At 70.9% G+C, this 13,837-nt stretch carries 13 protein-coding genes, 2 pseudogenes and 1 riboswitch; of the genes and pseudogenes, 5 read left to right on the top strand and 10 right to left on the bottom strand.

Going from position 1 to position 13,837, the window contains the following annotated elements; translation table 11 throughout:
- Positions 1-63: 63 nt before the first annotated feature.
- Positions 64-987: an ornithine cyclodeaminase family protein gene (locus BDK92_RS25945; RefSeq protein ID WP_121162583.1), complete on the bottom strand. Its 924-nt coding sequence runs from the start codon at positions 985-987 to the stop codon at positions 64-66.
- A 103-nt stretch (positions 988-1,090) separates the two neighbouring features.
- A riboswitch (guanidine-III (ykkC-III) riboswitch) is annotated at positions 1,091-1,158 on the top strand.
- 7 nt (positions 1,159-1,165) lie between these two features.
- On the opposite strand from BDK92_RS25945, the gene BDK92_RS25940 reads away from it, so the two are divergent.
- Complete coding sequence (locus tag BDK92_RS25940) at positions 1,166-1,429, top strand: CBU_0592 family membrane protein (RefSeq protein ID WP_121159051.1); 264 nt, start codon at positions 1,166-1,168, stop codon at positions 1,427-1,429.
- 33 nt (positions 1,430-1,462) lie between these two features.
- Here the strand turns inward: BDK92_RS25940 and BDK92_RS41250 are convergent.
- Positions 1,463-3,058: pseudogene (locus BDK92_RS41250) on the bottom strand (DNA translocase FtsK); the annotation flags it as partial.
- A 234-nt stretch (positions 3,059-3,292) separates the two neighbouring features.
- Positions 3,293-3,766: pseudogene (locus tag BDK92_RS41245) on the bottom strand (DNA translocase FtsK 4TM domain-containing protein); the annotation flags it as partial.
- A gap of 333 nt (positions 3,767-4,099) precedes the next feature.
- On the opposite strand from BDK92_RS41245, the gene BDK92_RS25930 reads away from it, so the two are divergent.
- From BDK92_RS25930 to BDK92_RS25920, 3 genes are read left to right on the top strand one after another with little or no spacing between them, the layout of a single operon-like run.
- The gene (locus BDK92_RS25930) at positions 4,100-4,570 is read left to right on the top strand and encodes a type III secretion system chaperone family protein (RefSeq protein ID WP_121159049.1); all 471 of its coding nucleotides are present in this window, start codon (positions 4,100-4,102) and stop codon (positions 4,568-4,570) included.
- Between the two features lie 17 nt (positions 4,571-4,587).
- The gene (locus BDK92_RS25925) at positions 4,588-6,438 is read left to right on the top strand and encodes an HSP90 family protein (RefSeq protein ID WP_121159048.1); all 1,851 of its coding nucleotides are present in this window, start codon (positions 4,588-4,590) and stop codon (positions 6,436-6,438) included.
- Positions 6,435-8,009 carry a type III secretion system chaperone family protein gene (locus BDK92_RS25920; RefSeq protein ID WP_121159047.1) on the top strand — a complete coding sequence of 525 codons (1,575 nt, stop codon included), beginning with the start codon at positions 6,435-6,437 and terminating at the stop codon, positions 8,007-8,009. Before BDK92_RS25925 ends, BDK92_RS25920 begins: the two co-directional genes overlap by 4 nt.
- A gap of 61 nt (positions 8,010-8,070) precedes the next feature.
- Here BDK92_RS25920 and BDK92_RS25915 read toward each other — a convergent pair whose 3' ends face one another.
- Genes BDK92_RS25915 through BDK92_RS25905 form a run of 3 tightly spaced genes read right to left on the bottom strand, consistent with a single transcriptional unit; the run spans position 8,071 to position 9,613 of the window.
- A complete protein-coding gene (locus tag BDK92_RS25915; protein WP_121159046.1) occupies positions 8,071-8,460 on the bottom strand; it encodes a DUF2784 domain-containing protein in 390 nt (129 codons plus the stop codon).
- 59 nt (positions 8,461-8,519) lie between these two features.
- On the bottom strand, positions 8,520-9,233 hold the full coding sequence (locus BDK92_RS25910) for a hypothetical protein (RefSeq protein WP_121159045.1): 714 nt from the start codon (positions 9,231-9,233) through the stop codon (positions 8,520-8,522).
- A gap of 2 nt (positions 9,234-9,235) precedes the next feature.
- Positions 9,236-9,613, bottom strand: coding sequence for a PadR family transcriptional regulator (locus BDK92_RS25905; RefSeq protein ID WP_121159044.1), 378 nt, complete (start codon positions 9,611-9,613; stop codon positions 9,236-9,238).
- A gap of 97 nt (positions 9,614-9,710) precedes the next feature.
- On the opposite strand from BDK92_RS25905, the gene BDK92_RS25900 reads away from it, so the two are divergent.
- Positions 9,711-10,709 (top strand): DUF5954 family protein, encoded by a 999-nt coding sequence (locus BDK92_RS25900; RefSeq protein ID WP_246017245.1) that lies wholly within the window; start codon positions 9,711-9,713, stop codon positions 10,707-10,709.
- Between the two features lie 61 nt (positions 10,710-10,770).
- Here BDK92_RS25900 and BDK92_RS25895 read toward each other — a convergent pair whose 3' ends face one another.
- The 4 genes from BDK92_RS25895 to BDK92_RS25875 form a co-directional block, all read right to left on the bottom strand.
- The gene (locus BDK92_RS25895) at positions 10,771-11,247 is read right to left on the bottom strand and encodes a hypothetical protein (RefSeq protein WP_147457115.1); all 477 of its coding nucleotides are present in this window, start codon (positions 11,245-11,247) and stop codon (positions 10,771-10,773) included.
- A gap of 168 nt (positions 11,248-11,415) precedes the next feature.
- Complete coding sequence (locus BDK92_RS25890; protein ID WP_121159041.1) at positions 11,416-11,829, bottom strand: VOC family protein; 414 nt, start codon at positions 11,827-11,829, stop codon at positions 11,416-11,418.
- A 10-nt stretch (positions 11,830-11,839) separates the two neighbouring features.
- On the bottom strand, positions 11,840-12,271 hold the full coding sequence (locus BDK92_RS25885; RefSeq protein ID WP_170208879.1) for a helix-turn-helix domain-containing protein: 432 nt from the start codon (positions 12,269-12,271) through the stop codon (positions 11,840-11,842).
- A gap of 372 nt (positions 12,272-12,643) precedes the next feature.
- Positions 12,644-13,777, bottom strand: coding sequence for an epoxide hydrolase family protein (locus tag BDK92_RS25875; protein WP_121159040.1), 1,134 nt, complete (start codon positions 13,775-13,777; stop codon positions 12,644-12,646).
- Positions 13,778-13,837 lie beyond the last annotated feature (60 nt).

Raw genomic sequence — 13,837 nt, 5'->3', positions numbered from 1 at the left:
GAGGGTACCGGGCCGCTCCGCGAGGGCGGCGGGCGCTACACCGCCGACGCCCGCCGCAGGGGGCTACGGCCGCCGGGCCGCGACCCGGGCCAGCCGGTCGAGCAGGAGGACCTCCGTGCCGGCCAGACCCACCAAGCAGAAGAGCGTCACCTGGTCGGCACCGGTCCGGCCGGGGACCGCGCCAGCGAGCACAGCGCCGAGGTGGTGCAGCCGGTCGACGTACGGCGCCAACGCGGCGAGCATCGGCGGCTGGTAGTCCATCGCCTGTGCCGGCGAGTCCGTGACCAGCACTCCGGCCCGGTCGAGCAGGTCGGGACCGAACTCCGCGCGCCCCTGCTGTTTGAAGCCGACGACGTTGACGTGGGCACCGGGGGCCAGGTCGGCCGGGTCGAGCACCGGAGTGACGCTGTCGGTGGCGACCAGCACCACATCCCGCTCGCGTACGGCCGCGCGGGCGCTGCTCACCGCGGTCGCGCTGATCCCGAGCTCCGCCTCCACCCGGGCGGCGAAGGCGTCCCGGACCGAGGGCGTACGGCAGTAGACGGCCACCTCGCGCAGCGGGCGTACCGCCGCGGTCGCCCAGAGCTGGGTCCAGGCCTGCCGCCCGGCGCCGAGCACCCCGACCGTGGCGGCGTCGGGGCGGGCCAGCGCGTCCACCGCCACCCCACCGATCGCGCCGGTACGCCGGGACCCGATCTCCTCGCCGACCGCGATCGCCCGGATCCGTCCCGAACGGCCGTCGTGCAGGACCACGAGCTGCTCCGCCTCGGCGTGGCCGAAGGTGTCGTAGGAGCGGAACCCGTACCACTCGTCGTCCAGCTGCCCGGCGGTGGTGACGACGCGACCGCCGCGCAGTGGCGCGGAGGCCCGGGGCGGTGCGACCAGCCGACCCGCGTACGCGGCGAGCAGTGCCTCGCGCATCGCCTCGACCGCGGTGGGTGCGTCGAGCCGGTCGGCCACCTCGGTGTCGGTGAAGAGCAGAGTCATGATCTGCATCCTGATAGTTGAACCCCGGTTGAGGTCAAGTGTGACTGGGAGAGGTGTACCACACACTCTGGTGGCCCTGTCCCGGCTGGCTAGACTGAGCCGCAGGTGGGCGCGATGGTGTCCCCCCCGGACGAGCGCGTGCCGTACCCGGCCCGGCAAAGACGGCGCGCAGACGGTGATGACCACAACTGATCTGATCGAGGTTCTCGGCGCCCTGCTGATCCTGGCCGCCTTCGCCGGCAGCCAACTGCGCCGGATGGACCCGCACTCCGTCCGCTATCTCCTGCTCAACACCGTGGGCGCCGGCATCCTCGCGGTGCTCGCCGCGACCGAACGCTCCTGGGGGTTCCTGCTCCTGGAGGGGACCTGGACGATCGTCTCGGTGATCTCACTGGCCCAGGCGCTGCGCCGACGCCCCGACCACCCCTCCGAGGCGGGCTGACCCGGTCCGTCCGACAGTCGGCGGGGGCGCGGCTCAGTCGTCGTCCCCGCCGCCCCGGACCCCGACCAGCGCCTCTTCCAGCTCGTCCGGCTTGACCAGCACGTCCCGGGCCTTGGAGCCCTCCGAGGGACCGACGATCCCCCGGGTCTCCATCAGGTCCATCAGCCGACCGGCCTTGGCGAAACCGACCCGGAGCTTGCGCTGCAGCATCGAGGTGGAGCCGAACTGCGAGGTGACGACCAACTCGATCGCCTGGACCAACAACTCCAGGTCGTCGCCGATCTCCTCGTCGACCTTCTTCTTCGGGTCCTTCGCCGGGGCCAGTACGTCCGACCGGAACTCCGGTTCGCGCTGGTCCTTGCAGAACTTGACGATGTCGCTGATCTCGGACTCGTTGACCCAGGCGCCCTGGATCCGGACCGGTTTCGAGGCACCCATCGGCAGGAAGAGCCCGTCGCCCCGGCCGATCAGCTTCTCCGCCCCGGGCTGGTCCAGGATGACCCGGGAGTCGGCCAGCGAGGAGGTGGCGAAGGCGAGCCGGGACGGCACGTTCGCCTTGATCAGACCGGTCACCACGTCGACCGACGGGCGCTGGGTGGCGAGCACCAGGTGGATGCCGGCGGCACGGGCGAGCTGGGTGATCCGGACCACCGAGTCCTCGACGTCGCGGGGCGCCACCATCATCAGGTCGGCCAGCTCGTCCACGATCACCAGCAGGTACGGGTACGGCCGGATCTCCCGCTCGCTGCCGGGCGGCGGCTTGATCTGCCCGGCCCGTACCTTGCGGTTGTAGTCGTCGATGTGGCGTACCCCGGCGGCGGCGAGGTCGTCGTAGCGCATGTCCATCTCGCGGACGACCCAGTCCAGCGAGTCGGCCGCCTTCTTCGGGTTGGTCACGATCGGCGTGACCAGGTGCGGGATCCCCTCGTAGCTGGTCATCTCGACCCGCTTCGGGTCGATCAGCAGCAACCGCACCTCGTCCGGGGTGGCCCGGCTGAGGATGGAGACGAGCAGCGAGTTGAGGCAGGAGGACTTGCCCGCGCCGGTCGCCCCGGCGATCAGGATGTGCGGCATCTTGGCCAGGTTGGCCACCACGTAGCCACCCTCGATGTCCTTGCCGAGCGCGACCACCATCGGATGGTGGTCGCTGGTCGCGGCCCGTGAACGGAGTACGTCGCCGAGCGCCACATCCTCCCGGTCGCTGTTCGGAATCTCCACCCCGACCGCGCTCTTGCCCGGGATCGGGCTCAGGATCCGTACGTCCGGGGACTTCACCGCGTACGCGATGTTGCGGGAGAGCTGGGTGATCCGCTCCACCTTCACCCCGTGCCCGAGCTCGACCTCGTAACGGGTGACGGTCGGGCCCCGGGTGAACCCGGTCACCGCGGCGTCCACATCGAACTGGTCGAAGACACCGGTGAGCGCGGCGATCACCTCGTCGTTGGCCTTGCTCCGGGTCTTCGGCGCGCTGCCACCACGCAACAGGTTCGTCGGCGGCAGGATGTAGTCGCCGGCCAGGCCGGTGATGGCCAACTGCTCGGCCCGGGTCGGTACGGGCGAGTGCTCGGGCGGCTCGGCGACCTTGCGCGCGGCGGGCACCTTCGCGGGCGACTTACGCGGCAGCGGCGGCGGCTCCTCGGCGAACTCCTCCTCGCCGTACCCCTCCGGTTCCCCGACGGTCCCGGCCCGGCTGCCGGTACGACGCCGGGCCGGGCGGCGACGGGCGGGCGCCTCGTCCTCGTCGGCCTCCTCCTCGTCGTCGGCGTAGCCGGTGGACCGCCCGGTGACCGCCTCGGCGAGCAGCCCCAACCGCTCGGGAATCTTGTTGATCGGTGTCGCGGTGACCACCAGCAGTCCGAAGAGCACCAACAGGACCAGGAGCGGAACCGCGACCCAGGGGGTGACCGCGTCCTCCAGGGTCCGCCCGATGGCGGCACCGACCAGCCCACCGGCGTAGTCACGTTCGAGGTTGTTCACCGGGTGGTGACCGATGTGCAGCAGCCCGCCGGTGCCGAGGATCAGCGCCGACCAGCCGACCAGCCCCCGGCCCTGGTGTTCGGACTCGGTGGGCGTACGCATCAGCCGGACCGCGCCGATCAGCAGCAGGATCGGCAGCACCACGGAGATCGCGCCGAGGAAGAGCCGGATGGTGTCGGCCAGCCGGGTGCCGAGCGGGCCGGCGGAGGAGAACCAGACCGCGACGGCGGTGAGGATGGAGAGTCCCAGCAGGAACAGGCCGGCACCGTCCCGGCGGTGCTCCGGGTCGAGGTCGCGGGCGGTGGCCGCCTGCCGGCCGGCGGCACGGACCGCCCAGCCGACGCTGTGTGCCAGCCCCATCCACATCGCGTTGACGGCCCGGCCCAGGTAGACCGTCGGTGGGGTGCGGGCCGGACGTCGGCTCGCCGCACGTCCCTTCGCCGGCTGCCGGGAAGCGGCCTTCTGACGGGTACGACTGTTGGCGGCGCCGCGCGTGGACGACCCGCTTCGGCGCCGATTCGCCTGAGGGGTACGGCCCGCCATAAGGACACACGTTAGCCCTGCCGTCGCGGATATCCGCGCTTTTACCGGTCGTGTCCGCACACGGTCCGGCCCTGTTATGCCGAGACGCGTGACCCGCCTAACATCACGGGCAGACCGACCAGCCCATCTCGCCGTACGGGAGGACGTCGCATGTCATCGCCGGGATCCGGGCACAGCTCGGAGGAAGCCGTCGTGGCGGGTCAGTTGCAGACCCTGCAACCGCTGACCAACGACCTCATCGCGGCGGTGCTGAGCGCCCGCGACTTCTCCTTCTACAGCGACAGCGACGGTGACCTGGTCGGCCGTTGGGAGGAGAACCTCATCTACTTCTTCCGGGCCGGTCCGGAGGGCCAGGTGCTCCAGGTCCGCACGATGGCGGCGACGACGTTCCCGATCGAACAGGTGCCGGAGCTGTACTCGTTCTGCAACACCTGGAACCACGAGCAGTTGTGGCCCAAGACGTACGTGCACGTCGACGACGACGGCAGCGCGCGGGTCTGCGGTGAGGTGACCGCGAGCCTGACCCAGGGCGTCACGGTGCACCAGCTCGACCAGCTCATCAACTGCGGCATCTCGACCGGCTGCGCCATGTCCGAATCGGTCGCCAAGCTGCGACCCTGACCACGCGGGATCCCCTCATGGAACAGCGGTTCCGGGTCGACCTGCGCGGTGTGGTCGACCTGCTCAGCCAGCATCTCTACAGCAGCCCCCGGGTGTACGCCCGCGAGCTGCTCCAGAACGCCGCGGACGCGATCACCGCCCGGCGGGCGTTGGCCCCGGAGGCGGACCCGGAGGCGGAGCCGGGCCGGGTGGTGTTCGAGATCGAGGCCGACGGCACGCTCCGGGTCCACGACAACGGGGTCGGGCTGACCGAGCCCGAGGTGCACACCTTCCTGGCCAGCGTCGGGCGTACCTCCAAACGCGACGAACTCGGCTTCGCCCGGCAGGACTTCCTCGGCCAGTTCGGCATCGGCCTGCTCTCCTGCTTCATGGTGGCCGACACCATCGAGGTGCTCACCCGCTCGGTCACCGGCACCCCGGCGGTCCGCTGGACCGGTCACGCCGACGGGCGCTACCTGGTCGAGGTCGACGACGACGCCCGGTCGTCGGTCGGCACCACGGTGGTGCTGCGGCCCCGGGCCGGCAGCGCGCACTGGTTCGCCCCGGACCAGGTCCGCGACCTGGTCCAGGCGTACGGGCACCTGCTCGACGTCGAGGTGGTACGGCAGGCTCCCGAGACCGCCGAGCTGCGGCTGACCGAGCCGCGGGCGCCCTGGGAGATCGAGGACGACCCGGAGGTACGTCGCCTCGCACTGCTCGACCACGGCACCCGACTACTCGGCAGCCGGCCGATGGACGTGATCGACCTGCGGGTGCCGGAGGCCGGGCTGGTCGGTGTCGGCTTTGTGCTGCCGACCGCGAGCGGGGTCGGGCCGGCCGGCCACCGGGTCTACCTGAAACGGATGCTGCTCAGCGAAAACGCCGCCGGGCTGGTGCCGGAGTGGGCGTTCTTCGTCCGTTGTGTGGTGGACACCTCGGTACTGCGCCCGACCGCCAGCCGTGAGGGGCTCTACGACGACGACCTGCTCTCCCGCGTACGGGAGTCGCTCGGCGCGCAGATCCGGGACTGGTTGCTGGACCTCTCGGTGCGGCACCCGGACCGGCTCGCCGCCTTCCTGCGGGTGCACCACCTCGGGGTGAAGGCGCTCGCGGTCCGCGACGACGAGATGCTGCGTCTGGTCGACGCCGGGCTGCCGTTCGAGACCAGCCGGGGCACGATGACCCTGCGCGCGTTCCGGCGGAACGCACCGGTGCTGCGCTACGCGGAGACCGTCGACGAGTTCCGCGCGCTGGCCGCGATCGCCAGCGCCGCCGGCACCCCGTTGGTCAACGCCGGGTACGCGTACGACACGGAGATCCTCGAGCGGCTGCCCCGGATCGACCGGTCGATCACCGTACGGCGACTCGATCCCGGCGAGTTGGCCGCCCGACTGGAGGCGTTGCCGGCGGAACTGGAGGCGGAACTCGCCGGCTTCCTGCGGGTGGCCCGGGACGTACTCGTCGAGTTCGGCTGCGTACCGCTGATCCGGCAGTTCGAGCCGGTCACCGTACCGGCGCTCTATGTGATGAGTCGGCAGGCCCACGACCAGGACGCGGTCGCGCGCGACCTGGCCCAGGCGGACGACCTCTGGTCCGACGTGCTCTCCGCCTTCGCCGAGGTGGAGATCGAGCACCGGCCGGAACTGGTCCTCAACTGGCGACACCCGCTGATCCGGCGGATGAGCGCCGGCCCGCCCGGCGCCACCCTGCGGCACGGCATCGAGGCGCTGTACGGGCAGGCACTGCTCGCCGGCCACCACCCGCTGCGGGCGGTCGACACCGCCGCCCTGAACCGCTCGTTTCTCGCGCTGCTCGACCGCGCGTTCGCCGGCCCGCCGGCCGGTGGCGGCACCGGAGCGGCGGACCCACCCCCCGAGGAGATGCCATGAGCGAGCAGAGCGAGTTGATCGAAGCGCTGGAGGAGGCTCGCGAACTGCCCGACGGCGACGGCAAGATCGCCGAACTGGAGCGGATCGTGGCGCACGCGGACGCCGCCGCGGACGTACGGCTCGGCTTCGACGCCCGGTTCGCGCTGATCGACGCGTACAACAACCACACCGAACGGTGGCGGATGCTGCCGCCGTTCAGCTGGTGCCTGGCCGCGTTCGACCGCGACCCGTCGCTCTTCGACGACTGGGACGCGGAGATGCTGCGCTGGTACCACAAGTGGGCGATCGCCGCGCTGCGCAGCACCCCCCGGGTGGGACTGGCCCAGACCCAGGCGGCCATGGACGACCTGGAGCGGCGGTTCCGCGCGCAGGGACGCAGCCTCCAGGCCGTGTACAACCTGCGCTGCCGGATCGCCGACCACCTCGGCGACGAGGCGCAGGCCCGCCAGTGGCTGACCCGCTGGCAGGGTGCCCGCCGGGACGAGAACAGCGACTGCGCCGGTTGCGACCCGTCCCGCCAGGCCGAACTGCTGGCCGGTTGGGGCGAGTGGGAGGAGGCGGTACGCACCGTCGAACCGGTGCTCGCCGGCACGCTCGGTTGCGCCGAGCAACCGGAGAAGGCGCTGACCACGGTGCTCGTCGCGTACCTGCGGCTGGGCCGGTACGACGAGGCGGCACAGGCGCACGTACGGGCGTACCGCCGGCACCGGCACGAACGGGACGCGTTCCCGTTCCTCGCCGAGCACCTGCGCTTCTGCGCGCTGTCCGGCCTGCACGAGCGCGGGTTGGAGATTCTCGGCACCCACCTGGGCTGGCTGGACCGGCCGTACGACGATTCGTCCGCGATGGAGTTCGCGGCCGCCGGTGCGCTGGTCTGCCGGCTCGCCGCCGAGGCCGGGGTCGAGATGTCGATCCACCGCCCGGAGTACGGCGACCGGCCCGCGACCGACCTCTCCGTCTCCGCGCTCGGCGCGCAACTGCTGGCCACGGCGCAGGAACTCGCCGGCCGCTTCGACGCCCGCAACGGCTCCAGCCACCAGTCCGGTCGGATGGCCGCCTGGCTCGCCGAGCGGCCGATCGACGCGGAGGTCACCCTGCCGGTGGACGAGCCGCCGGACGACTGGGCGATGCCCGACGCGCTGCCGCCGGGGTCGCGGCAGGACCTGGTGGCGCCGCTGCGGATGGAGGCGATCGTCCGTGAGCTGGAAGGGCGGGTGGACCACTATCTGCTCTACGACGACGGCACGGTCGGCGTCCAGTGGGGCAAGACCCTGATCCAGTTCGAGCAGCTCGGCGAGGCGAAGGAGATCCTGCACGCGCGGATCATCGTCGAGCGGCGGCTGCCGGCGGACCGGTTGACCGAGGCGTACGAGTTCTGCAACTCCTGGAACCACGACCGCCTGCTGCCGAAGGCGTACGTGCACGACACCGGCGAGGGGGAACTGATCATCGCCGGTGAGGTCACCACCGACCTGGAACACGGTGTCAGCGCGTCACAGCTCGCCGCTCTGGTCAACGCCACCATCGGCCCCGGCGCCGCCCTCGCCGACGCGGTCGCCGACCTGCCCTGACTCTCTCTCCCCGTTGATCATGAAGTTGGCGCCGGAATCCAGCCCCTCGACCGCGTCAACTTCATAATCGACGACGTGGGGGGTGTTCGGGTGAGGGTCGGAGGAGGGGGCGGAGGAAGCCGGCCCAGGAGGCGGCGACCGTGAGCGCGAGCAGGAGTTGGGCCAGGGCGGTGAACTGTTCCGGATAGATCACGCCTTCGACGTACCGGTCGATGAATCCCTGCGTGGTGGCGGCGCCGGTCTCACCGGCCCGCCGTCGGGACCAGTGCTCGGCGTGGGTGAGCGGGCAGACCACCTTGCCCACGACGACGGTCATCCCCCAGCCGGCGGCGGCCAGGTGCGGCCAGATCGTCCAGCGCCAACGCCAGGCCACGAACCCGCCCAGCAGCAGGTAGGCCAGGAACCCGAAGTGCACCACCAGGATCACCGTGGTCAGCAACCGATAGCCCATGTCCGCCTCCGCAGGCCAGGCTATGCGGCGAACGGCCCCGAAATCCTGGGTACGGGGACTCAGCCGGTGAGGGATCCACCGTCGACCAGGCGGCCCGGCGCGGCACCGGTCACGCCCCGTTCCCGCAGTGCCCACCAGCGGGCCAGCACCGTCGCCCCGGCGAGCGCGGACAGGACCAGGGCCACTTCGATCAGCAGCACCGGCGCCGTGGAGGCGTAGTCGGTCAATCTGGCGAATCCCATCGTGACCGGTGTGATCGCCACGCCGGCCAGCGGCAGCAGCAGGCTCATCGCCGCCACCGTGCGACCGATTCGCGGCACCTCCCGCATCCGCACCCGTACGGCCACGAGGGCCCCGCCGATCACCAGCGCGGCCGCGGTGCCGTAGTAGGCGAGGAGCCCGACCACGAGCGGCACCTCCAGGTCTCGTCGCAGGTCGAAGGTCGACACGAGAACCTGGTAGATCACGACGATGAAGACGTAGCCCGCCAGTACGCCTGGCACCGTGCCGGCCAGGGCGGTGAGAAGCAGCCTGCGATATGCGCGCGGGACGTGCACCACTCCCGCCTCGTCGGCGAGGCGTCGGGCGAAGCCGCGTACGTCCGGGCCGAGAAGCTGCTCGGGAGTGACGCCGTCGGCGGCGGCGGCCTCCAGGTCGAGCCGGAGGTCGGCGGCGAGGGCGGCCCGGTCGCGGTGGTTGACGCCGCGCGTGCGCCACTCGCGATCGGCGGTCGCCAGGGTCTCTTCCACGCTGGGGCCGTTGCTGCTCGGCACGGTCAGCTCCTCGGGCTCGGAGGGACGGCTTCGGTGAGGGTGGCGTTGACGGTCTGGACGAAGTCCGTCCACTGTCGGCTCCACGTGCGCAGCCGGGACCGGCCCTCGTCGGTCAGCGCGTAGACCTTGCGCGGCGGCCCGCTCGGGCTCGCCTGCAACTCGTCGGCGACCAGGCCGAGGCGCCGCATGCGGGTCAGTAGCGGGTAGATGGTGCCGTAGCCGACCGCCTCGAACCCGGCGTCGTCGATCCGCCGAACCAGTTCGTAGCCGTGCGCCGGCTCCTTGGCCAGCAACGCGAGCAGGCACATGTCGAGGGCGCCGCGCAACAGTTGGGTCTGCCGGTCGGCGTCGCCGGCCGGCGCTCTCCCCTCAACTATCATGCGACGCATAGTAGCAGCTATTAGGTGTCGTCGAATAGTGGTTCGCTGCGGAAACAGGTGCTGGTGGCCGGCCCCCATCCACTACATACTGTGTTGCGTGCGTGACGATGAGGCGCGGACGGCGCGCGAGACAGTGATCAGGGTCGTGCGATCCGACGATCCGGTCGCGGCGGTCACCGAGGAGGACGCCGCCCGACGGGCCCGGACCTATCCGAACCTACGGCTGGGCGGACCACTCTTCGGCCACGCCGAGGACCTCGGCGACGGCGGCTGGCGCATCAGCAGCCTCGAGGAGCACACCCCGCAGGCGGCCAGGGACAGCCTCGCGTACCGCTTCCGGGAACGCCTCCTGGAAGACGTCGACCCCGCCGAGGCCGAGGAACTCACCGCCGCCGGGCAGATCCTGGACTGGGAGAAGGTCGACGAGCTGTCCGTCGCCGGACGCCACTACCGGATCATCCGGGCCGACACCTTCGCCGCGTTCGGAGCCGACGGACCCGAGCCGCCCCGACCGACCGACCCCGACCCGAAGGGACCCGGGGCGGCTCGCGAGGCGCCCCGGGGCAGCGAGGGACTGGTCGTCAATCCACGGGTGCCGACCGGGGTGGCACACGGCCTGCTCAAGGTGAACCTGCTCCCCTCGCACTACGCCAAGGCGAGCGTTCCCCCGGACGTGTACGCCGACAGCCGCCGCGCCGTACGCACCCACCCGGACGGGGTCTTCCTCCCCACCGAGTACGCGGTGGCCGAGTACGTCGACGGACACTGGCAACCGGACACCCGAGCGGTCGGCTCGCCACAGGCCGCCCGTGACCTGATCACCTTCAACTTCCGTTACCTGATCCCGAAAATCGGCAGTCCCACCGAGGCGGAGGCCGCCGCGTACGCGAAGGCCGCCGACGACCTCGACGCCAGTCGGGCCAACGAGGTCTGCGTGCTCAACCGACGGTTCCGGGTCACCAGGATCGTCATCCTGCTCCGCTTCGGACCCGACGGGCCGGAGCCACCTCGCCCGTCGGACTACGACCCGGATCCCCCGCCGGAGGCTCACTCCGCGCAACTTCGGGAAGAGGGCCTGCTGCCCGACCCGGACTAGCCTCGCACGGTCCTACGAGGACCGGTCGACCGGGAACGCCGACCGATGCCGGTCAGACCGGTCATCCGATCAGGTCGGTCTCCTTCGGGTCGACCCATCGGACAAGGCCCTCCACCAACTCCAGCGCCAGCCTGAACTGCCGCTCACATTCGGCGTAGTCCAGGACCTGAGGATCCACCTCGCCCCAGATCACCCGGTACAGATCCTTCAACGCGCCGGTGTCCGCCGCCGAGGCGAGTCCCTCGACCGTCGGGAACTGCACGGACAGGTCGTAGAGCAGGTTCAGGCAGTCGAACACGTTCCCCGCGTACGGCGACACATGCGCCTCGCCGATCACGATCGCGTCCAACACGGACCGCAGATCGAGGCGATCGAGCTCTTCCTCCGCCAACTCCCCCGACCATTCGGGCCACACGTGGGCGATCCTGTCCCTGAACTCGGCGAATCCCGGGAAGACGGCGGAGAAGTCATAGGACGTGCGAGTCACGAACCGACGCAACGGGCCGAGCGAGGAGAACACGAGGATCTGTTGGCCCATGGCCAACAGGCGGTCCGAGCCATCCGGAAGGTTGCCACCCCAGAGCGTGAATCCGGACCGTTCCGCAAGCGTGAGCGCGGTCGGCCAGACGGAGGTTTCCCCGGCGAGATCCCACACAGCCCCAGGGAGGAGTTCAGGTACCCGGCCTTCGCTGACGGTTGCCCCCATCTACGGATTCGGCTGCTGGTTGAAGCGTACGAGGTTGCCGGCCGGGTCCCGGAAGGCGCAGTCGCGTACGCCGTACGGCTGGTCCATCGGTTCCTGGAGGACCTCGGCGCCACTGGCCCTGATCCGCTCGAAGGTGGCGTCACAGTCGTCGACGGTGAACACGACCCCGCGCATCAGCCCCTTGGCCATCAGGTCCGCGATCGTCTCCCGATCGGCGGGCGACGCGTCCGGGTCCATCCCCGGCGGCTCCAGCACGATCTGGGCATCCTGGCCCGGCGCGGCGACGGTGACCCAGCGCATGCCCTCGTAGCCGACGTCGTTGCGCACCTCCAGACCAACCGCGTCCCGGTAGAACGCGAGCGCCTTCTCGTGGTCGTCGACGGCGATGAAGCAGTAGGTGAGTGCGATGCCCATGCGGGTCACGCTACGTGCCGGACAGTTGCGGTGCCTTCCCATCCCTGACCGGCCTGGTGCCGATCTTGACGAAACAGGCCGGGATGGACGCGGCGGCGCCGTGGTTGCGGGCCCGGTAGGCGCTGGGCGTCTCCCCGACCAGTTCGGTGAAGCGGGAGCTGAACGATCCGAGAGAGGAGAAGCCGACGGCGATGCAGACCTCGGTGACGCTCAGGTCACCCCGGCGCAGCAGCGCCTTGGCACGCTCGATCCGTCGGGTCATCAGGTAGCTGTACGGCGTCTCGCCGAAGGCGGCACGGAAGCTGCGGGAGAAGTGACCGGTCGACATCAGCGCGTCCCGGGCAAGCGCGGGTACGTCGAGCGGCCGGGCGTACTCCCGGTTGATCAGGTCACGGGCCCGGCGCAGCCGGACCAGGTCCTCTCGTGTCACGGCAACCAGCATGGCACGGACCAGCCGGAACCCGGAGCCGACCGGGCCCACCGACGGCCCGGCGGCCGGCACGCGGTGACGCTCGCTAGACCACCCAGGCCGGCACCAACTTGTCCCCGTCCGCCACGCCGCAGGTCGGCACCGCCCGCCGCAAGGTCGTACGCCTCACCGAACGCGGTGTCGACTCCCTGGTCCGGTCAGCGCGCGTCTTCGACGAACTCCGCTCCCGCTGGGCACGGACCCTCGGCCCGGACCGCTTCCGGGAATTCGAGTCCGACCTGCGCACACTCACCCGGAGGGCTTTCCGCTGGACGTACCGGGCTGGTTCGGCGGCGACTGACCGCCGAGCCCGAACCCGTCCGGGCTCAGGCGCGGCAGCGGCACTCAGCGGAGCGGTGCGAAGAACGTACGCAGGTCGGCGGCGACGTGATCGGGCTGCTCCATCGCCACAAAATGGTGACCACCGGGGTTCCCCTGCGGCCAGTGCACGATCGTGTTGTCCCGCTCGGCCAGCCGGCGGAACCCCGGCGGGCCACTGTAGACACCCGTCGGCACCGCCTTCTGCCCCTCCGGCCAGCCGAAACCGGTGCTGTCGTACATCGGCCAGGACGACGACCCGAAGGTGCCGGTGAGCCAGTAGAGACTCACGTTGGTCAGCAGCAGGTCCCGGTCGATCGTCCGATCCGGCAACTCCCCGGTGACGGAGAACTCCTTGAACTTCTGGGTCATCCAGGCCAACGCGCCCACCGGGGAGTCGTGCCATCCGTACGCGAAGGTCTGCGGCGCCGCGCGCAGCAGCGCGTGGTGGTCGACGCCGTTCATCCAGTCCTGTGTCTGGAGATCGGCGAAGGCGACCCGTTCGTCCTCGGTCATGGTGGGCAGGTCCTCCTCCGTCGGGAAACCGAGCCCGCTGATCACGTACACCCCGACCACCTGTTCCGGGGCGACCCGCGCCACCGCCGGAGCGACGTACGCGCCCAGGTCACCGCCCTGGGTGCCGTAGCGCTCGTACCCAAGGCGGCGCATCAGCTCCGCCCAGATCCCGGCCACCCGCGCGACGGTGAAACCGGTCCCGCGCGGCGGAGCGGAGAACCCGAAACCGGGCACCGAGGGTACGACCACGTGGAACGCGTCGCCCGGATCGGCACCGTACGCACCCGGGTCGGTGAGCCGGCCGATCAGCTCGACGAACTCCACGAAGGAGTTGGGCCAGCCATGGGTGAGCAGGAGCGGCAGTGCGCCCGGCACCTCGGAACGTACGTGCAGGAAATGGATGTCCTGCCCGTCGATCTCCGTCATGAACTGGGGAAACCCGTTCAGCCGCGACTCCTGCCCGCGCCAGTCGTAACCGTCGCGCCAGTAGCCGGCCAACTCCCTGAGGTAGGCCACCGGCACGCCCCGACGCCAGTCCTCGCCGGGCAGTTGACCGGGCCACCGGACCCGGGACAGCCGGTCGGCCAGATCGTCCAGGTCGGCCTGCGGAATTTCGATACGGAACGGGCGGATCTGGTTGCTCATGCTGCTCCTCGTGGACCGTCGAGCGGGCCGGGAGGCGGGCACATTCCCCCCGGCCCGCTC

It is taken from the genome of Micromonospora pisi (assembly GCF_003633685.1).
In the GTDB taxonomy this organism is placed as follows: Bacteria; Actinomycetota; Actinomycetes; order Mycobacteriales; family Micromonosporaceae; genus Micromonospora_G; species Micromonospora_G pisi.
This window is presented reverse-complemented; position numbering and strand designations above follow the sequence as displayed.

Bases quoted from the DNA above. Each gene is read 5' to 3' on its own strand.
- BDK92_RS25930 (WP_121159049.1), top strand. From the start codon at position 4,100: ATGTCATCGCCGGGATCCGGGCACAGCTCGGAGGAAGCCGTCGTGGCG.
- BDK92_RS25940 (WP_121159051.1), top strand. From the start codon at position 1,166: ATGACCACAACTGATCTGATCGAGGTTCTCGGCGCCCTGCTGATCCTG.
- BDK92_RS25885 (WP_170208879.1), bottom strand. From the start codon at position 12,271: ATGCTGGTTGCCGTGACACGAGAGGACCTGGTCCGGCTGCGCCGGGCC.
- BDK92_RS25920 (WP_121159047.1), top strand. From the start codon at position 6,435: ATGAGCGAGCAGAGCGAGTTGATCGAAGCGCTGGAGGAGGCTCGCGAA.
- BDK92_RS25915 (WP_121159046.1), bottom strand. From the start codon at position 8,460: ATGGGCTATCGGTTGCTGACCACGGTGATCCTGGTGGTGCACTTCGGG.
- BDK92_RS25890 (WP_121159041.1), bottom strand. From the start codon at position 11,829: ATGGGCATCGCACTCACCTACTGCTTCATCGCCGTCGACGACCACGAG.
- BDK92_RS25905 (WP_121159044.1), bottom strand. From the start codon at position 9,613: ATGATAGTTGAGGGGAGAGCGCCGGCCGGCGACGCCGACCGGCAGACC.
- BDK92_RS25875 (WP_121159040.1), bottom strand. From the start codon at position 13,777: ATGAGCAACCAGATCCGCCCGTTCCGTATCGAAATTCCGCAGGCCGAC.
- BDK92_RS25895 (WP_147457115.1), bottom strand. From the start codon at position 11,247: ATGGGCCAACAGATCCTCGTGTTCTCCTCGCTCGGCCCGTTGCGTCGG.
- BDK92_RS25925 (WP_121159048.1), top strand. From the start codon at position 4,588: ATGGAACAGCGGTTCCGGGTCGACCTGCGCGGTGTGGTCGACCTGCTC.
- BDK92_RS25945 (WP_121162583.1), bottom strand. From the start codon at position 987: ATGACTCTGCTCTTCACCGACACCGAGGTGGCCGACCGGCTCGACGCA.